Here is a 20,141-nt window from a genome sequence, read left to right on the forward strand (position 1 = left end):
TTCGGTCCGTGGGTCAGACCGTCGCTATGTTTTTTCCGGCCAGGGCCTGGCGGATGCCGCGGTTCATGCGCTGGGCCGCAAAGTTCTCGGTACCGGCAGCCAGGGCCTTGATGGCGGCTTCGATCTGCGCGGCGTCGCCCTGCTGCCGGACGGCCGCCAGGTCGGCCATCAGGCGATCGATCTCCGCTTTTTCCTCGGGGGTCAGCAGGTCGGCATCGGCATCCAGCGCACTGCGCGTTGCCAGGATCATGCGGTCGGCATCGACCTGCGCCTCGGCCAGCGCGCGCGCCTGCATGTCCTGCTGGGCCGTCGAAAAACTCTCCTGCAGCATGCGGGCAATGTCGTCGTCGGACAGACCGTAGGAGGGCTTCACGTCGATCCGCGCTTCCACGCCGCTGCCCTGCTCTTTCGCGCTGACGCTGAGCAGGCCATCAGCGTCCACGGTGAAGGTCACGCGGATGCGTGCCGCGCCCGCGGCCATCGGCGGGATGCCGCGCAGCTCGAAACGCGCGAGGCTGCGGCAGTCGGCCACGAGGTCGCGCTCGCCCTGCACCACATGCAGTGCCAGCGCGGTCTGGCCGTCCTGGTAGGTGGTGAAGTCCTGCGCCATCGCGGTCGGGATGGTCTGGTTGCGCGGCACGATGCGTTCGACCAGGCCGCCCATGGTTTCGATGCCCAGCGACAGCGGAATCACGTCGAGCAGCAGCAGGTCGCTGCCGGTGCTGTTGCCGGCCAGCTGGTTGGCCGAAATGGCCGCGCCCAGGGCCACGACTTCATCGGGGTTCAGGTTGGTCAGGGGCTCGCGGCCAAACAGGCCGGCGACAGCGCGGCGCACCTGCGGCATGCGCGTGGACCCGCCCACCAGCACCACGCCCTGGACCTCGTCTTTGCCCAGCCCGGCATCGCGCAGGGCCTTGCGCGCCACCGTCAGCGTGCGCTGGGTCAGCCCGGCCGTGGCCGCTTCAAAGTCCGCGGCCTTCATGTCAAATTGCACGTTAGCCCTTGCCAGACGGGCGGAGAATGCTACTGAATCCGTAGCAGACAAGGCCTCCTTGCAGGCTCGGGCCGCCTGCAGCAAGGCGGCTTTGTCGCCCGGTGTGAGGGTGTCGGCAGCCAGGCCGGCCTTGACCAGCACCCATTCGACCAGCGCGCGGTCATAGTCGTCGCCGCCGAGGGCCGAGTCGCCGCCGGTGGCGACCACTTCAAACACGCCCTGCGTCAGGCGCAGGATGGAGATATCAAATGTGCCGCCACCGAGGTCGTAGATCGCGTAAACGCCTTCGCTGGCGTTGTCCAGGCCGTAGGCAATCGCCGCCGCGGTCGGCTCGTTGATCAGGCGCAACACGTTGAGCCCGGCCAGTTGCGCGGCATCCTTGGTGGCCTGCCGCTGGGCGTCGTCAAAATACGCCGGCACGGTGATGACCGCACCGAAGATCTCGTCGTCAAAGCTGTCTTCTGCCCGGTAGCGCAAAGTCGCCAGGATCTCGGCGCTGACTTCGACCGGGCTTTTTTCACCGGCCACGGTCTGCAGCGTGACCATGCCGGGCTGGTCAATCAGCTGGTAAGGCAATTGCGCGCGGTTGCCGATGTCGTCAATACCACGGCCCATCAGGCGCTTGACCGAGGCGATGGTGTTTTGCGGGTCCTGCACCTGCGCAGCCAGTGCATCGAAACCGATCTGGCGGCTGGTGGCGCCGTTGTCATCCACCAGGTAACGCACCACGCTGGGCAGCAAGACGCGGCCCTGCGCATCGGGCAGGCATTCGGCCACGCCGCTGCGCACGCTGGCCACCAGCGAATGGGTGGTGCCCAGATCAATGCCGACGGCAATGCGCCGCTGGTGCGGATCGGGGGTCTGTCCGGGTTCGGAAATTTGCAGTAAGGCCATGAATGTTTTGGGTCGCGCTGGAGGTCTGGGACAGGCTATTGTCCCAGCGAGTCGATGCGCGCATCAATCTCGCTGCCAAAGCGCTCAATAAACATAAGGCTTCTCACCTGCTGGGCAGCAGCCGGATAGTCCTTGTCCCGATCCAGCGAGCGCTCTATTTTTGATAGCTGCTCGCGCTTGCTGTCCAGGGTCTGGGCGGCGATTTCTTCCAGACTGTCGAGTCCCTGGGCTTCTTCCAGCGCCTCGCGCCACTGCATCTGCTGGATCAGGAAATCCGGCGGCATGGCCGTGTTGCTCTCCGCCTGGATGGGCGCGCCGTGCAGCTCGCAGAGGTAGATTGCACGTTTGAGCGGATTTTTCAGCCGCTGGTAGGCCTCATTGATGCGTACCGACCACTGCATGGCCACACGCTGGGCGGCAGCGCCTTGCGCCGCAAACCGGTCGGGATGCGCCTCGCGCTGCAGGTCCTTCCAACGCGCATCGAGTGCGGCACTGTCCTGCGCAAACTGCACAGGCAGGTCAAAAAGTTCGAAATCGTTGGATTGGAGACTTGTCACGGAAAGCCCGTTTTCGGGATAGGAAGCGTAGCGAGCGGGCGTCAGCGAGGTGCGGCCAGCGCGGAGCCACCGGAGCATACTTCAGGTACGTGAGGATGGCGAGCACTGCCCGCGCCTCGATCACGCCTGCGCAGTAGCTTCACACCCGAAAAGATTCGCCGCATCCGCAGCGGTCGCGTTCATTCGGATTGATGAACTTGAAGCCTTCATTGAGGCCCTCACGCACAAAGTCGAGCTGGGTGCCGTCGATGTAAGCCATGCTTTTCGGGTCCACCAGCACCTTCACGCCGTTGTCTTCAAACACCACGTCCTCCGGCGCAATCTCGTCGGCATATTCGAGTTTGTAGGCCAGGCCGGAGCAACCGGTGGTTCTGACGCCCAGGCGTACACCCACGCCCCTGCCGCGTTTGGCCATGTAGCGGGTGACGTGACGTGCTGCGGCGTCTGTGAGGGTAACGGACATGGTTCGCGCGGGTCAATGAAGGTTATTGGGCGTGCTTGAGCTTGTAGTCGCTGACGGCCGCCTTGATGGCGTCTTCAGCGAGGATGGAGCAATGGATTTTCACGGGTGGCAGGGCCAGCTCTTCGGCAATCGCGCTGTTCTTGATGCTGGCCGCTTCGTCCAGGGTCTTGCCCTTGACCCACTCGGTCACGAGTGAACTCGACGCAATCGCGGAGCCGCAGCCGTAGGTCTTGAAACGCGCGTCTTCAATCACGCCCGTCAGCGGGTTGACCTTGATCTGCAGCTTCATGACGTCGCCGCAGGCCGGTGCGCCGACCATGCCGGTGCCTACCGAGTCGTCGCCCTTTTCAAACGAGCCGACGTTGCGGGGATTTTCGTAGTGGTCCACCACTTTTTCGCTGTATGCCATTTTGTTTACCTCTTCAAGCTGTTGGTGCGTTACGTACGGCCGGTCTCAGTGAGCAGCCCACTGGATGGTGGACAGATCCACGCCATCCTTGAACATATCCCAGAGCGGCGACAGGTCACGCAGTTTGGCGACGTTTTCCTTGATCGTCGCCACGGCGTAATCAATCTCTTCTTCGGTTGTCCAGCGGCCTATGGTCATGCGCAGGCTGCTGTGGGCCAGCTCGTCGCTGCGGCCCAGGGCACGCAGCACATAGCTGGGCTCCAGGCTGGCCGACGTACAGGCCGATCCGCTGGACACCGCCAGGCCCTTGATACCCATGATCAGGGACTCGCCCTCGACATAATTGAAGCTCATGTTGAGGTTGTGCGGCACGCGCTTGTCGGCATGGCCGTTGAGGAAAACCTCTTCCACGTCCTTCAGTCCCGCCAGCATGCGCTCGTGCAGGGCACGGATGCGCTTGTTTTCCTCGTGCATTTCCGCCTTGGCGATGCGGTAGGCCTCGCCCATGCCTACGCACTGGTGCGTCGGCAAAGTGCCCGAACGCATGCCGCGCTCGTGGCCGCCACCGTGCATCTGGGCTTCCAGGCGAATCCGCGGCTTGCGGCGCACATACAGCGCGCCTATGCCCTTGGGGCCGTAGGTCTTGTGCGAGGTCAGGCTCATCAGGTCAACCGGCAAGGTCGCCAGATCAATGTCGACGCGGCCGGTGGCCTGCGCGGCGTCCACATGGAAAATGATGCCTTTTTCGCGGCACAGGGCGCCAATCGCCGGGATGTCCTGGATCACGCCAATTTCGTTGTTGACGAACATGACGCTGACAATGATGGTGTCGGGGCGGATCGCCGCCTTCAGCACCTCGAGGTCGAGCAGACCATCGGCCTGCACGTCGAGATAAGTCACTTCAAATCCCTGGCGCTCCAGCTCCCGGCAGGTGTCGAGCACGGCCTTGTGCTCGGTCTTGACCGTGATCAGGTGTTTGCCTTTGGACTTGTAAAAATGCGCAGCACCCTTGAGCGCCAGGTTGTTGGACTCGGTGGCACCGCTGGTCCAGACGATCTCGCGCGGGTCGGCACCAATCAGCTCGGCCACCTGCTCGCGGGCTTTTTCCACCGCAGCTTCTGCTTCCCAGCCCCACGCATGACTGCGTGAAGCGGGATTGCCAAAATGCTCGCGCAACCAGGGAATCATGGCGTCCACCACGCGCGGGTCGCACGGGTTCGTGGCGCTGTAGTCCATGTAAATGGGGAAGTGTGGGGTTTCCATGTGGCTAGCTTTTTATTTCAGGGCTGGCTTGCAGCATCAGCATCAAAAATGGACGGCAGTCTGCCCCCGGTTTTCCACCGGCAGCGACCGGCCGGATCAGGACTTGGAGAACGCGTTACCCAGGGCAAACACCGAATTGGGCGCGTTGACGCGCATCGGCTTGGCCACCGGCGCTGTGAAGATGGCTTTCTTCACCATGGGTGTGTTTTCGACCACGACGCCCTTGGCGAGCTGGTCGTCGACCAGCTTTTGCAGGGTCACGGAGTCGAGAAATTCCACCATGCGGCTGTTCAGCGAAGCCCACAACTCGTGCGTCATGCAACGACCACCGTCACCGAGACAGTTTTCCTTGCCGCCGCATTGGGTCGAGTCGATGGGTTCGTCCACCGACACAATGATGTCGGCAACGGTGATGGCTGCCGCCTTGCGGCCCAGGGTGTAACCGCCGCCGGGGCCACGGGTGGACTCGACGAGTTCATGGCGGCGCAGCTTGCCGAACAACTGCTCAAGGTAGGACAGCGAAATCTGCTGGCGCTGGCTGATGGCCGCCAGGGTAACGGGGCCGTTGTTCTGGCGCAGGGCCAGGTCAATCATCGCGGTGACCGCAAAGCGGCCTTTGGTCGTGAGGCGCATTTTCAAGCTCCTTAAAAGTTGGCTTGACTGTCGTTTGGCTCACCCTGCCAAGCTCGTGGCTTGAAAGGGAACTTTTTCTCCACCCGCCCCGGCCTGTCGGCCTGATCGGCTACAGGGCTTTTGTTGTTCTGCTTGTTCTTGACTGTTTTCGTCAAGTATAGCACAGATGCCCGACCGATTCACTCGTCATTGTACCGCTCACACCACTTTGTCCAAGACAAACAAAGCCGAATCCGTGACGAAAGTCCCGCTTCCCCGTTTCATTTTCAGCTCGCCACCGGCGGCACGTTGTCCACACCCGGCGCGCCAAAAGCCTGCGCCTTGAGCACATGCAACTGGTCGCGAACGCCGGCCGCCCTTTCGAATTCCAGGTTTTTGGCGTGTTCGATCATCTGTTTCTCCAGCCGCTTGATTTCCCGGGCAATGTCTTTCTCGCTCATGTCCTCCACCAGGGCCTTCTGCAACTCGAGCTTTTCCGCTTCCTTGCCGGATTTTTCGCTATACACACCGTCAATCAGGTCCTTGATGCGCTTGACGATGCTGCGCGGCGTGATCCCATGTTCGAGGTTGAAAGCGATCTGTTTGTTCCGGCGGCGTTCGGTCTCGCTCATCGCCTTCTTCATGGAGTCGGTGATGCGGTCCGCATACAGGATGGCCCGGCCATTGAGGTTGCGGGCGGCCCGGCCTATGGTCTGGATCAGGCTGCGCTCGGCGCGCAAGAAACCTTCCTTGTCGGCGTCCAGGATGGCGACCAGGCTGACTTCAGGGATGTCCAGGCCTTCCCGCAGCAAATTGATGCCGACCAACACGTCGAAGGCGCCCAGGCGCAGGTCACGCAGGATTTCCACACGCTCGACCGTGTCCACATCGCTGTGCAGGTAACGCACCTTGACGCCGTTGTCGGTGAGGTAATCGGTGAGCTGCTCGGCCATGCGTTTGGTCAGGGTGGTGATCAGCACCCGTTCGTTCTTGTCGACGCGGATGCGGATTTCCTGCAGCACGTCGTCGACCTGGTGCGTGGCCGGCCGCACCTCCACCTCGGGGTCTACCAGCCCGGTGGGCCGCACCACCTGCTCGACCACCTTGCCGGCGTGCTGCTGCTCGTAGGCAGCGGGCGTGGCCGAGACAAAAATCGCCTGCCGCATCTTGGTCTCGAACTCCTCGAACTTCAGCGGCCGGTTGTCCAGCGCACTGGGCAGGCGAAAGCCGTACTCGACCAGCGTGGTCTTGCGCGAGCGGTCGCCGTTGTACATGGCGTTGAGCTGGCCGATCATGACGTGACTCTCATCGAGAAACATGATCGCGTCTTTCGGCAGGTAGTCGCACAGCGTCGAGGGCGGCGAGCCCGGCGGCGCGCCGGAGAGGTGGCGGGTGTAGTTCTCGATGCCCTTGCAGTGGCCAATCTCGCTGAGCATCTCCAGGTCGAAACGCGTGCGCTGCTCGATGCGCTGGGCTTCGACCAGCTTGCCATCACCGACGAATTGCGCCACCCGCTCGGACAGTTCAAGCTTGATGGTTTCGACCGCCGCCATGACCTTGTCGCGCGGCGTCACGTAATGGCTCTTGGGGTAGACCACAAAACGCGGCACCTTCTGGCGGATGCGCCCAGTCAGCGGGTCGAACAGCGAAAGCGTTTCGATCTCGTCGTCGAACAGTTCGATGCGGATGGCGAGTTCGGAATGTTCGGCCGGAAACACGTCGATCACGTCGCCGCGCACGCGGAAGGTACCGCGCGCAAAGTCCTGGTCGTTGCGCGCGTACTGCATACGGATCAGGCGCGAGATCACGTCGCGCTGGTTCATCTTGTCGCCGCTGCGTGCGATGAAACGCATCTGCGTGTAGTCCTCGGGCGCGCCTATGCCGTAAATCGCGCTGACGGTCGCCACGATGATGGTGTCGCGCCGTTCCAGCACGCTTTTGGTCGCCGACAGGCGCATCTGTTCGATGTGTTCGTTGATCGCAGAGTCTTTTTCAATGAACAGGTCGCGCTGGGGCACATAGGCCTCGGGCTGGTAGTAGTCGTAATAACTGACGAAATACTCAACGGCGTTTTTCGGGAAGAACTCGCGGAACTCGCTGTACAGCTGAGCCGCCAGCGTCTTGTTGGGGGCAAACACAATCGCCGGCCGTCCCATCCGGGCAATCACGTTGGCCATGGTGAAGGTCTTGCCGGAGCCCGTTACACCCAGCAGGGTCTGGAAGACCTCGCCGTCATGGAGGCCCTCGACCAGTTGCTCGATCGCCACGGGCTGGTCCCCCGCCGGGGGGTAGGGCATGAAGAGCTCGAACGGGGAGTCCGGAAAGCGCACAAATTCGCCGTTGACAGGCGCTTGGCTGGACTCTGGCATGACTTCAATCAGTTCTGGCATAAAAAACTCAAAATAGGCCCGCTAAAATCCGGGGCAACCGAACAGAATACGACATTTGGGTGGCCGGCGGAAACTTGAACCGCCAGTCTCCGGGATGTCTGCGTAACAGCCGGTAAACCAATTGGCGCGCCGGGCCGTTAAAAAAAACACAAACCACCCTTCCAGAGGATTTTCATGTCGCTTTTCACCGCCGTCGAAATGGCCCCCCGTGACCCCATATTGGGCCTGAACGAGCAATTCAATGCCGACACCAACCCGAACAAGGTCAATCTCGGCGTCGGCGTGTATTACGACGATGACGGCAAGCTGCCCCTGCTGCAGTGTGTGCAGGCCGCCGAAAAGGCCATGATGGCGTCGCCCAAGCCGCGCGGCTACTTGCCCATGGACGGTGTGGCTGCCTATGACGCGGCCGTCAAGGCCCTCGTCTTCGGCGCCGACAGCGAGCCCGTCAAAAGTGCGCGCGTTGCCACCGCCCAAGGCATAGGCGGCACCGGCGGCCTGAAAATCGGCGCCGACTTCCTGAAAAAGCTCAGCCCGAGCGCCAAGGTCCTGATCAGCGACCCGAGCTGGGAGAACCACCGCGCCCTGTTCGCCCAGGCCGGCTTCACGGTGGAGAGCTACCCTTACTACGACGCCGCCAAGCGCGGTGTCAACTTCGAGGGCATGCTCGCGGCGCTGAACGCCGCTCCCGCCGGCACCATCGTCGTGCTGCACGCCTGCTGCCACAACCCGACGGGCTACGACATCACCAGCGCCCAGTGGGACCAGGTGATTGCCGCCGTCAAGGCCCGCCAGTTGACCCCTTTCCTGGACATGGCCTACCAGGGCTTCGGCCAGGGCATCCAGGAAGATGGCGCCGTGATCGGCAAGTTTGTCGCTGCCGGCCTGTCCTTCTTTGTCTCGACTTCGTTTTCCAAGAGCTTCAGCCTGTACGGCGAGCGCGTCGGCGCCCTGTCGGTGTTGTGCGAGAACAAGTACGAGGCCGATCGGGTGCTGTCGCAACTCAAGATCGTGATTCGCACCAATTACAGCAACCCGCAGATCCACGGTGCCACCGTGGTCGCCAACGTGCTGAACAACCCCGAACTGCGCGTGCTCTGGGAAAAAGAGCTGGGCGAGATGCGCGTGCGCATCAAGGACATGCGCCAGAAGCTGGTGGACGGCCTGAAAGCCGCTGGCGTGAAAGAAGACATGAGCTTCATCACCAAGCAGGTCGGCATGTTCAGCTACTCCGGCCTGACGAAAGACCAGATGGTGCGCCTGCGCAATGAATTCGGCGTTTACGGCACCGACACCGGCCGCATGTGTGTGGCCGCGCTGAACAGCCACAACATCGCCCACGTCTGCGCGTCCATCGCCAAGGTGATGTAAATCGGCGAGGCCGGCCTGCCGCAGCGGTTTGTGCAGGATGCCCTGCGCAACCCCTGCAACCGGGCCCTGCTGGAGCGACTTCCCGAACTGGATTTGCCCGACGCCTGGCTGGTCGGGGGTTGCCTGTTCCAGACCGTCTGGAACCTGCTGGACGGCTGCTCACCCGATACAGGCATCCGCGACTACGATATTTTCTACTTCGACCCCAAAGACCTTTCCGATCACTCGGAGCAAGCCGTCAACCGGCGGGCACAGGCTCTTTTTTCCGGCCTGGGCGTCCAGCTCGATGTCAGAAACCAGGCGCGTGTGCATACCTGGTACCCGGCGTATTTCGGGCGGCCCTGCCCGCGGCTGCAAAACGCCTGTGAGGGCGTGGACCGCTTTCTGGTGGGCAGCACCAGCGTCGGTTTACGCCGGGAAGCCGGCCACATACAGGTTTACGCGCCCTACGGACTGGACGACATGTACCGGGGCATCCTCAGCCCCAACCCTCGCGTGGACCACGGGCCCTTGTATGACCACAAGGTGCGGGACTATCAGGCGCGCTGGAACTGGCTGAGGCGGCCCGAACCGATGCCACTTGCGGCTGCAAGCCAGGATTTATAGAAAAAGTGCCTGCAGCCCTTATGGATAAAGCGAAGAAAGCTATCTATTTGATAGCGAAAGGCGATGCAACCTTGGCCACCCCGGATCAGGCACCGACCGTCGTCGGATCGTAGAAGAATCGCTCTTCCACAATCCTGTCACCCTCCCAGCGCTGGTGCGCCAGTTCGTCGATACGCAGCATCGAGCCTGAAACACGGGTGAACTCGAAGACCCAGTGGATCACGACGAAGTCGCCATCGACCAGGAAAGACTCCACCGGCAAGGTGCGCATCGCGCTGCAGGCGGCCATGACGGCCCGCTCGTAGGTCACCAGCGCGTCGCGGCCGCGCCGGGGTGGCTGGCTGTTTTCCTGCATGCTGGCGTCGGGCGCATAAAACTGCTCGATGGCCTCGACGTAATGGCCCTGCTCCACCAGCGCGATGAATTCCTGGACGGTTTGGCGGCTTGGCATGTGTCTATGTGTTCCTGGTTCAGCCCCAGATCACGGAGCGCATGGAGATCGAGCCGAACTGGAAACTGGTGTTGAAAAAACGTGGCGCTTCACTGCTGTCCACCGCCGCTGCCGCATACAGCAGGGGCAGGTAATGTTCATGGGTCGGGTGCGCCATCAGCGCCAGCTGGCCCAGTTTCTGGAAGTTCTGCAGCGCGTCCAGGTTGCCCTGTTGAATGTAGCCCCCGGTGGTCTGGTCGAACTCCAGTGCCCAGTCGTAGGCCTGGTTGCCGGCCGCACCACGCTGCGCCTGGCGCAGGTTGTGCACGATGTTGCCGCTGCCAACGATCAGCACGCCACGCTCGCGCAGGCCTTTGAGCTGTTTCGCCAGCGCGTAGTGGTCGGAGGGCGGACGGCTGTAGTCCATGCTTAGCTGCAGCACCGGAATGCCGGCGTCGGGAAACATGGGCTGGAGTACCGACCAGGCGCCGTGGTCCAGGCCCCAGGCGTCCAGGTCCACCCCCAAGGGCGCCGAAGCGCGCTGCCTGACAAAACGGCTGATCTCGCGTGCGGCGGCGGGTGCGCCCGGCGCCGGGTACTGCTGGTCGAACAGCTCCTGCGGAAAACCACCGAAATCATGGATGGTCTTGGGTTGCGCCATGCCGGTCACCCACCAGCCTTCTGTCAGCCAATGGGCTGAAATACACAGCACCAGCTGCGGCGGCGGGAATTTGTCGCCAAATTCCGCAGCCAGCGCCTGCCAGCTACGGCGGTATTCGTTGTCGCCAATCGCGTTCATGGGACTGCCATGGCCGACAAACAGCACCGGCATCCGGTCCGATTTTTTCAGGGAGGTGAATTCGTCAAGCGCCAGGGCGCCGGTCATTTCGTTCATAAACTATCCATCAGGGCACCCCGTGCCGTTGGCCAGGGCGCTTTACGCGGCACCAGGAAGGCCTTTGTGCCTGTCTGCCGGGGAGATATTCAGACATACAGAGGCCGGACATGTGCAATTTTCCATCGAATGGCAGAAAGAAGTGTCCTCCAGCCCCTCCGTATTGGTGTTTGCCCTCCATTTAATCGTAAGCACACCTGTTATTATTTGTTGCACTGCAACATATCGCTGTACAAAGGTCAGACCATGCTTTATCAAGTTTATGAAACCCAGCGTTCGCTGATGGAGCCGTTTGTCGACTTCGCCCAGGCCGCCGCCAAGCTCTACAACAATCCCCTCTCGCCCTTGAGCAAGAGCCCGCTGGCGCAGCGGGCGGCAGCCGGCTACAGCCTGATTTACCGCCTCGGCAAGGACTACGAAAAACCGGTCTTCGGCCTGACCACCGTCGATGTGGATGGTACCGGTGTGGCGGTGCACGAACGGGTTGAGCTGGACAAGCCCTTTTGCGAGCTGCGCCGCTTCAAGCGCTTCACCGACGATCCGGCCACCCTGACCACACTCAAGAGCCAGCCGGCCGTGTTGATCGTGGCCCCGCTGTCAGGTCACTACGCGACCTTGCTGCGCGACACCGTCAAAACCATGCTGAAGGACCACAAGGTCTACATCACCGACTGGAAAAACGCCCGCACCGTGCCGCTGTCGGACGGCGCCTTCTCGCTCGACGATTACGTCAACTACGTGCAGGAATTCATCACCCACGTGCAGGGCATCTATGGCAATTGCCATGTGATCAGCGTCTGCCAGCCCACCGTGCCGGTGCTGGCCGCCATTTCGCTGATGGCCAGCCGCGGCGAAACCACGCCGCTGTCCATGACCATGATGGGCGGACCCATTGACGCGCGCAAGTCGCCGACCGCCGTCAACAACCTGGCCATGAACAAGAGTTATGAGTGGTTCGAGAACAATGTGATTTACAAGGTGCCGGGCAATTTCCCCGGCGCCGGCCGTCGCGTCTATCCCGGTTTCCTGCAGCACACCGGGTTTGTCGCCATGAACCCGAGCAACCACGCCAAAAGCCACTACGACTATTTCAAGGATCTGATCAAGGGCGATGACGCCAGCACCGAAGCCCACACCCGGTTTTATGACGAGTACAACGCCGTGCTGGACATGGACGCCGACTACTACCTGGACACCATCAAGACCGTGTTCCAGGAGTTCAAGCTGGTCAACGGTACCTGGGACGTGAAGTCCAGGCACGGCAAAATCGAGCGGGTCCGCCCCGAGGACATCACCACCACGGCCCACTTCACGGTGGAAGGCGAGCTCGACGACATCTCCGGCTCCGGCCAGACCGAAGCCGCCCATGGCCTTTGCTACAACGTGCCCAAGGCACGCCAGAAGCACATGGAAGTCAAGGGCGCCGGACATTACGGCATTTTCAGCGGCCGACGCTGGCGCGACATCGTGTATCCGCAGGTCAAGGCTTTCATTCTTGAGCACAACCAGGGGCCGTCCCTTTCTGCAAACGGCAAGGCCGCTCCAAAGAAGGCAACAAAGTCCGCTGTGAAACCAGCCCCCCAGACGGCAACCAGGCCCGCCACCCGCAGCGTCGCCAAAAAGAGCGTCGCCAGGAAATAAAGCGCATCAACGGTGGGGGCGGCGTCGTGAACCTGCTTGCCGAACGGCTCAATGCCGCGCTGCCGCAAACGCAGTGCACACGCTGCGGCTACCCTGACTGCTCGGCCTACGCGCAGGCCCTGGCCGATGGCCAGGCAGGGATCAACCAGTGCCCGCCGGGCGGTGCCGAAGGCATCACGCGCCTGGCCCTGATCACCGGCCGCCCCGCCCTCCCCCTCAACCCCGACAACGGCAACGAAGGACCGCGACAGATGGCCGTGATCGACGAGGCCTGGTGCATAGGCTGCACCTTGTGCCTCGACGCCTGCCCGGTGGACGCCATCGTTGGCAGCAACAAGCAGATGCACACCGTGATCGAGTCCTGCTGCACCGGCTGCGAACTCTGCCTTCCGGTGTGCCCGGTGGACTGCATCAGCCTGGAAAACGTCACGGGTGAGCGCACCGGCTGGGCCGCCTGGTCGGAAGCCGACGCCGGGCTGGCCCGAAAACGCTATGAAATTCATAGCTACCGGCGCTTGCTGGACGAGGGTAAAAACCAGAAAAGGCTTGAAGAAAAAGCCGAGGCCGCGCTAGCCGACCTGCCCGGGCATTCCCGACACACGGACCCTGTGGTGCTGGACCAGAAACGCGCCGTGATCGAAGCGGCACTGGCGCGCGCACGGGCCAGGCGTGAGCCGGGTAACGGTAGCGCCTAGTTCATTGCAGCGTCAGCCCAGCGCGTCATTGACCGAGTCCCGGAACTCGGCCAGGCTGACCGCGCTGTCAATCTCTCGTGGCAAGGCATCACGAATCGAGAACACCCCCAGGATTTTTCCGGCCGACGAGACAATCGGCAAATGCCGGAAGCCGCGCTCGAGCAGGATCAGCACGGCATCCGACACCGCCAACTCGGGCACCACACACAGGGGGTTCTGCGTCATCACCTCGGACACCGGGGTTTTTTTGGCATTCAGGGCCTTGGCCAGCACACGGGTCATCAGGTCACGCTCGGTCAGGATGCCCTGCATGACGCCGGCAACGTCAATGACCAGCACACTGCCGCAGTTGGCCTTGGTCATCAGACAGGCGGCCTGCCAGACGCTGGCCTGCGGCGGGCAACTCACCACATGCCGGTGCGGAATGGATTGAAACACGGTACGTTCAGACATGAGGTTCCTCCTGTCCATCGGGCATCGGTTAACGCAGGGATGAATTGACCTTGTCCAGCGCGCGCCCGCCCGGGCACAGCGCCGAGGCATCGAACTGGTTCAGCGGTGTAGCGCTGGTGTTCAGCGCCACATGCAGATCGGTCGCCAACTGGTCCACGTAAAGCAGCCCGGTGACAACCTCACCGCGCGCTTGGTGCGCATTCATGTAACTCAGGGCCGCGTAACGATCGGTGGGGTCGTAGTCTGCCTGCAGCTTGCGAAAGCGCAGGCTGGAGCCGTCGTGCTGCACCACCTCGATCACCTCGCCCGGCGCGTAGCTGGCGGTGATTTCCTCGCGGCCGGTGATGAAGTCGATGCGGTTGACCGACTCGTTGTGCTCGCGCACATAGTCGTAGCTCTTGGTGCTCCCCGCATGGTTGTTGAAGGCCACGCAGGGACTGATGATGTCAATGAAGGCTGCACCGCCGTGGCCGATGGCCCCCTTGATCAGCGGCACCAGCTGGGCCTTGTCGCCCGAAAAGCCGCGCGCCACGTAGGTCGCGCCCAGCTGCAGCGCGAGGGCCACCAGATCGACCGGGCTGTCGCTGTTGACCACACCCTTCTTGCTTTTGGAGCCCTGGTCGGCTGTCGCCGAAAACTGCCCCTTGGTCAGGCCGTACACGCCGTTGTTCTCGACCAGGTAGACCATGTTGACGCCGCGCCGCATCGCGTGGGCGAACTGGCCCAGGCCAATCGACGCAGAATCACCGTCCCCCGAGACACCGAGGTACAGCAGGTCCCGGTTGGCCAGGTTGGCGCCGGTCAGCACCGAGGGCATGCGACCATGCACGGTATTGAAGCCATGGGAGGCACCGAGAAAATAGTCCGGCGTCTTGGAGCTGCAGCCTATGCCCGAAAGTTTGGCGACGCGGTGCGGTGCTATGTCGAGTTCCCAGCAGGCCTGGATGATGGCCGCCGAGATCGAGTCGTGCCCGCACCCGGCGCACAGCGTGGAAATTTTTCCCTCGTAGTCGCGCCGGGTGTAGCCGACCTTGTTGACGGTCAGCGACGGGTGGTGCAAGCGGGGCTTGGCCAGATAAGTCATGTCATGTGCTCCCTGCCCTGTTCTTGAGCCTTGTCCGCCTGCGCCTTCACGTGCGCGGTGATGGCCGCGGTGATGAAACGCGCGGTGATCGGCGTGCCGTCGTAATGCAGTACCCGCACCAGACGCGCCGGATCAACATCGAGTTCGTTGACCAGCAGGCAATGCATTTGCGCATCGCGGTTCTGCTCGACCACAAACACCCTGTCATGCCCGGCAATGAATTGCGCGACCAGGGCAGGGAAAGGAAAAGCCCGCAGCCGCAGTGCATCGATGTGGATCCCGGCTTCGGTCAACACATCCAGCGCCTCATTCATGGACGGGCTGGTGGAGCCGAAATAGATCACGCCCAGCCGGGTCGGGCGCGCGGCGGGCCGCAGCACCGGCTGCGGCACCAGCGTGGCCGCGGTCTCGAACTTCTTCAGCAGGCGCTGCACGTTGTAGATATAGTCCGGCCCGCGCTCTGAATACTGCGCGTAGGCATTGCGTGTGGTGCCGCGCGTGAAATAACTGCCCTTGCTCGGATGTGTGCCCGGCAAGGTGCGCCACGGGATGCCGTCCCCGTCCACGTCCTTGTAGCGGCCAAAATCCTTGCCGGCTTCAAGTTCGTCCGCTGTCATGACCTTGCCGCGGTCATAGCTGCGGCTGTCGTCCCAGGCAAAGGGTTCGCACAGGCGCTGGTTCATGCCGATGTCCAGGTCGGTCATCACAAACACCGGCGTCTGCAGCCGGTCGGCCAGATCCAGCGCCGCCGCGGCGTGTTCAAAACACTCGTGCGGGTCCTCCGGCAGAAGCAGCACATGTTTGGTGTCGCCATGCGAGGCATAGGCGCAGGAGATCAGGTCGGCCTGCTGGGTGCGGGTCGGCATGCCGGTGGACGGGCCGCCGCGCTGCACGTTGATGATGGTGACCGGAATCTCGGCAAAGTAGGCCAGGCCGAGGAACTCGGTCATCAGCGACACCCCTGGCCCCGAGGTCGCGGTGAAGGCGCGTGCACCGTTCCAGCCGGCGCCCACCACCATGCCGATGGAGGCAATTTCATCTTCGGCCTGCACCACGGCGTAGTTGTGCCGGCCGGTCGCAGGGTCCACCCGGTACCTGGCGCAATAGGACTGGAAGGCTTCGGCCACCGAGGACGAGGGGGTGATGGGGTACCAGGCCGCAACGGTGGCGCCGCCATAGACGCAGCCCAGCGCCGCGGCGCTGTTGCCATCCACAAAAATCCTGTTGCCGACCTGGTTGCTGCGCTTCACACGAATGCCCAGAGGACCCTTCAGGTGCTCGCTGGCAAAGTCCCGCCCCAGATGCAGCGCCTGCACATTCGACGCCAGCAGTTTCTCCTTGCCCTTGTACTGCTCACCGAACAGTTTTTCCAGGACCTCCGGCTCGATTTCCAGCAGCACCGACAGCGCCCCCACATACACGATGTTCTTGAAAAGCTGGCGCTGTCGCGGGTCGCTGTAAACGGCGTTGCAGATTTCCGTCAGCGGCATGCCAATGACATGAATGTCTTCGCGAAACTTTTCCGGCGGCATGGGCCGGGTACTGTCGTAAAACAGGTACCCACCGGGCTCCAGTTCGGCCACATCGGCATCCCAGGTCTGCGGATTCATCGCCACCATCATGTCAATGCCGCCACGCCGGCCCTGGTAACCCCTGTCACTCACACGCGCTTCGTACCAGGTCGGCAAGCCCTGGATGTTGCTGGGGAAAATATTGCGCGGACTGACCGGCACCCCCATGCGCAAAATGGCCTTGGCAAACAGCTCGTTGGCCGAGGCGGAGCCGGAGCCGTTGACGTTGGCGAACTTGATTACAAAGTCGTTGACCGCTTCAATTCTTTTTTTCATGCCGGCACTCCTGTTGCGCGTGTGTCAGCCTTGTTGGCAGCGCGACAGGACGGCCCGGCCTGCGTGGTCTGCAAGAGAAATTTCTGCATGTCCCAGGCGCCGGTCGGACAGCGCTCGGCACACAGGCCGCAATGCAGGCAGACATCCTCGTCCTTGACCATCACCCGCCCGGTCTTGAGTTCGCCGGACACATAGAGGTCCTGCACCAGGTTCAGCGCCGGAGCCTTGAGCCGCGTGCGCAAATCGGCCTCTTCGCCATTGGCGGTGAAGCTGATGCAGTCCATCGGGCAGATATCGACACAGGCGTCGCATTCGATGCAGGCCGGCGCAGCGAACACCGTCTGCACATCGCAGTTCAGACAGCGCCCGGCTTCCTTGAAGGCCGTTGCGGCGTCGAAACCGAGTTCCACCTCGACACGTATGCTGGCCAGCGCAATTTCCGCCTTGGCCCAGGGCACCTTGAAACGGGCATCGTTGGAAGTGTCGTTGTCATAACTCCACTCATGAATGCCCATCTTGGTGGACATCAGGTTGGTCATCGGGTCGGGCCGGCGGTGGATGTCCTCACCGTGGAGAAAGCGGTCGATCGACACCGCTGCCTCATGGCCGTGCGCCACCGCCGTGATGATGTTTTTCGGACCGAAGGCCGAATCGCCGCCGAAAAAAACATGGGGCACGGTGGACTGGAAAGTTTCCTTGCCCAGCACCGGCAGCCCCCATTTGTCGAAGGTGACGCCGCAGTCGCGCTCTATCCAGGGAAAGGCGTTTTCCTGGCCGACGGCAATCAACACGGCGTCGCATTCCACCCGCACGTCCGGCGCGCCGGTCGGCACCAGACTGCGTTTGCCGCTGCCGTCGTAGACCGCCTGGACCACTTCAAAAGTCATGCCGGTGAGCTTGCCCTGGTCATGTTCGAAAGACTTGGGCACATGGAAGTTGATGATGGGAATGCCTTCGTGCTGGGCGTCTTCCTTCTCCCAGGGCGACGCTTTCATTTCGTCGAAGCCGCTGCGCACAATCACCTTCACGTCGCTGCCACCCAGGCGCCGTGCCGAGCGGCAGCAATCCATGGCCGTGTTGCCGCCTCCGAGCACGATCACGCGCTGGCCGATGGATGTGATGTGGCCGAAGGACACCGAGGCCAGCCAGTCGATGCCGATGTGGATGTTCTCCTTGATATCGCTGCGGCCCGGCAGGTCCAGGTCGCGCCCGCGCGGCGCACCGCAGCCGACAAACACCGCGTCGTAGTCCTGCGCCAGCAAGCCCTTCATGGAGGCGATGCGCTGGCCGCTGTTGAAGTTCACGCCCAGGTCCAGGATGTAGCCGGTTTCCTCGTCGATCACCGACTCGGGCAGGCGAAAGCGCGGAATCTGGGTGCGGATGAAGCCGCCGGCCTTGGCCTCGCCGTCAAAGACCGTGACTTCGTAACCGAGCGGGGCCAGGTCGCGTGCCACTGTCAGCGAGGCCGGGCCGGCACCGATGCAGGCAATACGCTTGCCGTTTCGGGGAGCGACCTCGGGCATGCGCTGGCGGACATCATTTTTCATGTCGGCGGCCACCCGCTTGAGGCGGCATATCGCCACCGGTTCCGGCTGCTCGCCATTGTTCTCCTCGACGCGGCCCCTGCGACAGGCCGGCTCGCAGGGCCGGTCGCAGGTGCGGCCCAGAATGCCGGGAAACACATTGGACACCCAGTTGACCATGTAGGCGTCGGTGTAGCGCCCCTGGCCGATCAGGCGGATGTATTCAGGAACGGGGGTATGGGCGGGACAGGCCCATTGGCAATCGACGACCTTGTGGAAGTAGGACGGCTGGGCGACGTTGGTTGGCTGCAAAACGCTGTCTCCTTCGCCCCGCTGCAACACCACCGGGTCAGGAGGCCAGGCCAGTTTACGCCTGGCCCGGCGAACAGCGCTCTCGGGTGAATCCCTCAGTTCCTCCTCAACCCCGTGGTGCCCGCATCAGCCCGCCACGAGGTTTTTATAGACACCGCAGCCCACAAACACATCGTCCACCTGCTGGACAAAAGACATCTTGGTCTGAACCTTGCCGGTGATCGGGTGGGTGATGCCGTACTCCACCCAGCCCGGCTCGTCGCTGGCCTGGTCGATGATGGACTGGAGCAATTTCCCGCCGTCGATGCCGGGGATGTCCTGCACCCGTGTGCCGACCTTCGACGGGTTGCCGCCGAAGGCGAGGTAGCTGCCGTGGCTGTCGAGTGCAAAAACATACATGTCGCGGTCGTGAAACCCCCTGGCGGGCAGCGTGAGGTCGCGCAGGAAGGCCTCTTTCGACCTGTGCTGGCGGTGCGCCACGGCACGCGCCACCAGGGCCACCGCTTCTTCGGCCGACCCCTGCTGCAGCTTGAACAAGGCCACCGACTGCACCAGCGTGCCGGCCCGCGCCTCCAGGTTGACGGCCTGGCTGACCGCGCGCTCCACCATCCGGGCATTGCTCTGGGTGATCTCATCGAGCTGGTGCACGGCCGAGGTGATTTCAGTCAGGCCCGTGCTCTGCTCGGCGCTGGAGGCCGATATCTGCGACATGTTGGCCGCCACGTCGCGGATGCCCGAAACGATCTGGTTCATGTTGATGCCCGCCGCACGGATTTTTTCCGCACTGGCCGCCACCTGGCCCGACGACACACCGATCAGCTGGCGGATTTCCCGGGCCGAGTCGGCCGAACGCTGCGCCAGCGAGTGCACCTCGCTGGCCACCACCGCAAAGCCTCGGCCCGACTCGCCGGCACGTGCCGCCTCCACGGCCGCGTTGAGCGCCAGGATGTTGGTCTGGAACGCCAGCCCGTCGATCACCCCGACGATGTCGCCCATGCGTTTGGCGCTGCCCTGCACGGCTTCCACCGACTCGATGGCCTGCGCCATGGCCGTCGCGCCCTGGTCGGCCACATCCCGCACCTGGGCGGCCCGGGCGCTGGCCTGACCGGCCATGCCGGCATTGGCCTGAACCGTGGCCGACAGCTGTTCCACGCTGGCCGCCGTTTCCTCGAGGTTGGCCGCCTGCCGCCCGGTGCGGTCCGACAGGTCCCGGTTGCCTATGGCCATGCTTTGGCCCGAATGGGCCACAAAAGCGGCGTTGCTGCGTACATTGGCCACCATGCCGGACAGGGTGCAGCCCAACTCGCCCATGGCCTGGGCCAGCTGGCCGGCCTCGTCGGGACCGCGTCTCGCCAGGTCCAGACGCAAATCGCCGGCCACCAATTGCCGGCTCGCCAGGATCACCTGCTGCAGATCCTGCGCAAGGCTGCGGTGAAAAGCCAGCAGCAAATAAAGCAACAGCAGCAGCCCCGCACCGCCGATGGCAAGCACGCTGCCCGGGCTGCTGAAGCCGCTACTGCCCAGCAGGCGCTGCAGCGCCAGCAGCAGCAGCGGCAACGCCGCCACACACCCCAGCAGGGCCAGCTTGCCTGCCAGACGCAGCCGGCGCAGCAAGCAGGTGGCTGGATAAAGCAGCTTGCCAAATATCATGAGGATTCTCCGGAGTCGCGGCCTGAAAACCGGCCCGAGGTGCCGTTGCGCC

The 20,141-nt window shown here is 62.9% G+C and carries 18 protein-coding genes; 4 read left to right on the forward strand and 14 right to left on the reverse strand.

Features of this window, described 5'->3' with window-relative positions:
- Positions 1–13: 13 nt before the first annotated feature.
- The 7 genes from hscA to uvrB all read right to left on the reverse strand — a co-directional run bounded on the left by hscA (position 14) and on the right by uvrB (position 7,582).
- A complete protein-coding gene (hscA, locus tag PSV33_RS15980) occupies positions 14–1,888 on the reverse strand; it encodes a Fe-S protein assembly chaperone HscA (protein WP_300563265.1) in 1,875 nt (624 codons plus the stop codon).
- A 35-nt stretch (positions 1,889–1,923) separates the two neighbouring features.
- On the reverse strand, positions 1,924–2,445 hold the full coding sequence (gene hscB / locus PSV33_RS15985; protein ID WP_300563266.1) for a Fe-S protein assembly co-chaperone HscB: 522 nt from the start codon (positions 2,443–2,445) through the stop codon (positions 1,924–1,926).
- Positions 2,446–2,584: 139 nt separating this feature from the next.
- A complete protein-coding gene (gene iscA, locus PSV33_RS15990; protein ID WP_300563267.1) occupies positions 2,585–2,908 on the reverse strand; it encodes an iron-sulfur cluster assembly protein IscA in 324 nt (107 codons plus the stop codon).
- Positions 2,909–2,930: 22 nt separating this feature from the next.
- A complete protein-coding gene (gene iscU / locus PSV33_RS15995) occupies positions 2,931–3,317 on the reverse strand; it encodes a Fe-S cluster assembly scaffold IscU (protein ID WP_300563268.1) in 387 nt (128 codons plus the stop codon).
- A 45-nt stretch (positions 3,318–3,362) separates the two neighbouring features.
- Positions 3,363–4,580 (reverse strand): IscS subfamily cysteine desulfurase, encoded by a 1,218-nt coding sequence (locus PSV33_RS16000; protein ID WP_300563269.1) that lies wholly within the window; start codon positions 4,578–4,580, stop codon positions 3,363–3,365.
- Positions 4,581–4,676: 96 nt separating this feature from the next.
- Positions 4,677–5,213 carry a Fe-S cluster assembly transcriptional regulator IscR gene (iscR, locus tag PSV33_RS16005; protein ID WP_300539275.1) on the reverse strand — a complete coding sequence of 179 codons (537 nt, stop codon included), beginning with the start codon at positions 5,211–5,213 and terminating at the stop codon, positions 4,677–4,679.
- 266 nt (positions 5,214–5,479) lie between these two features.
- On the reverse strand, positions 5,480–7,582 hold the full coding sequence (uvrB, locus tag PSV33_RS16010) for an excinuclease ABC subunit UvrB (protein ID WP_300563270.1): 2,103 nt from the start codon (positions 7,580–7,582) through the stop codon (positions 5,480–5,482).
- A 174-nt stretch (positions 7,583–7,756) separates the two neighbouring features.
- On the opposite strand from uvrB, the gene PSV33_RS16015 reads away from it, so the two are divergent.
- Together PSV33_RS16015 and PSV33_RS16020 are read left to right on the forward strand one after the other, a co-directional pair.
- Positions 7,757–8,953, forward strand: coding sequence for an amino acid aminotransferase (locus PSV33_RS16015; protein ID WP_300563271.1), 1,197 nt, complete (start codon positions 7,757–7,759; stop codon positions 8,951–8,953).
- 30 nt (positions 8,954–8,983) lie between these two features.
- Complete coding sequence (locus PSV33_RS16020) at positions 8,984–9,559, forward strand: nucleotidyltransferase family protein (RefSeq protein ID WP_300563272.1); 576 nt, start codon at positions 8,984–8,986, stop codon at positions 9,557–9,559.
- A gap of 85 nt (positions 9,560–9,644) precedes the next feature.
- On the opposite strand, the gene PSV33_RS16025 is transcribed toward PSV33_RS16020, so the two are convergent.
- Both PSV33_RS16025 and ygiD read right to left on the reverse strand, forming a co-directional pair.
- Entirely contained in the window at positions 9,645–10,010 is a 366-nt protein-coding gene (locus PSV33_RS16025) for a nuclear transport factor 2 family protein (RefSeq protein WP_300563273.1), read from the reverse strand.
- A 19-nt stretch (positions 10,011–10,029) separates the two neighbouring features.
- Complete coding sequence (gene ygiD, locus PSV33_RS16030; protein ID WP_300563274.1) at positions 10,030–10,884, reverse strand: 4,5-DOPA dioxygenase extradiol; 855 nt, start codon at positions 10,882–10,884, stop codon at positions 10,030–10,032.
- Between the two features lie 246 nt (positions 10,885–11,130).
- Between ygiD and phaZ the strand changes: the two genes are divergently transcribed.
- Positions 11,131–12,525, forward strand: a complete 1,395-nt coding sequence (gene phaZ / locus PSV33_RS16035) for a polyhydroxyalkanoate depolymerase (protein WP_300563275.1) — start codon at positions 11,131–11,133, stop codon at positions 12,523–12,525.
- A 26-nt stretch (positions 12,526–12,551) separates the two neighbouring features.
- Positions 12,552–13,220: an electron transport complex subunit RsxB gene (gene rsxB / locus PSV33_RS16040; RefSeq protein ID WP_300563276.1), complete on the forward strand. Its 669-nt coding sequence runs from the start codon at positions 12,552–12,554 to the stop codon at positions 13,218–13,220.
- Positions 13,221–13,232: 12 nt separating this feature from the next.
- Here the strand turns inward: rsxB and PSV33_RS16045 are convergent, their stop codons facing one another.
- The 5 genes from PSV33_RS16045 to PSV33_RS16065 form a co-directional block, all read right to left on the reverse strand.
- On the reverse strand, positions 13,233–13,673 hold the full coding sequence (locus PSV33_RS16045) for a CBS domain-containing protein (protein ID WP_300563277.1): 441 nt from the start codon (positions 13,671–13,673) through the stop codon (positions 13,233–13,235).
- Between the two features lie 28 nt (positions 13,674–13,701).
- Complete coding sequence (locus PSV33_RS16050; protein ID WP_300563278.1) at positions 13,702–14,757, reverse strand: 2-oxoacid:ferredoxin oxidoreductase subunit beta; 1,056 nt, start codon at positions 14,755–14,757, stop codon at positions 13,702–13,704.
- Positions 14,754–16,604 (reverse strand): 2-oxoacid:acceptor oxidoreductase subunit alpha, encoded by a 1,851-nt coding sequence (locus PSV33_RS16055; protein ID WP_300563279.1) that lies wholly within the window; start codon positions 16,602–16,604, stop codon positions 14,754–14,756. The genes PSV33_RS16050 and PSV33_RS16055 overlap by 4 nt, the downstream gene beginning before the upstream one ends.
- Entirely contained in the window at positions 16,601–18,439 is a 1,839-nt protein-coding gene (locus PSV33_RS16060; protein WP_300563280.1) for an FAD-dependent oxidoreductase, read from the reverse strand. Before PSV33_RS16060 ends, PSV33_RS16055 begins: the two co-directional genes overlap by 4 nt.
- A 126-nt stretch (positions 18,440–18,565) precedes the next feature.
- Positions 18,566–20,089: a methyl-accepting chemotaxis protein gene (locus PSV33_RS16065; protein WP_300563281.1), complete on the reverse strand. Its 1,524-nt coding sequence runs from the start codon at positions 20,087–20,089 to the stop codon at positions 18,566–18,568.
- Between the last annotated feature and the right edge of the window lie 52 nt (positions 20,090–20,141).

The organism is Polaromonas sp. (assembly GCF_029945895.1).
GTDB lineage: Bacteria > Pseudomonadota > Gammaproteobacteria > Burkholderiales > Burkholderiaceae_C > Polaromonas.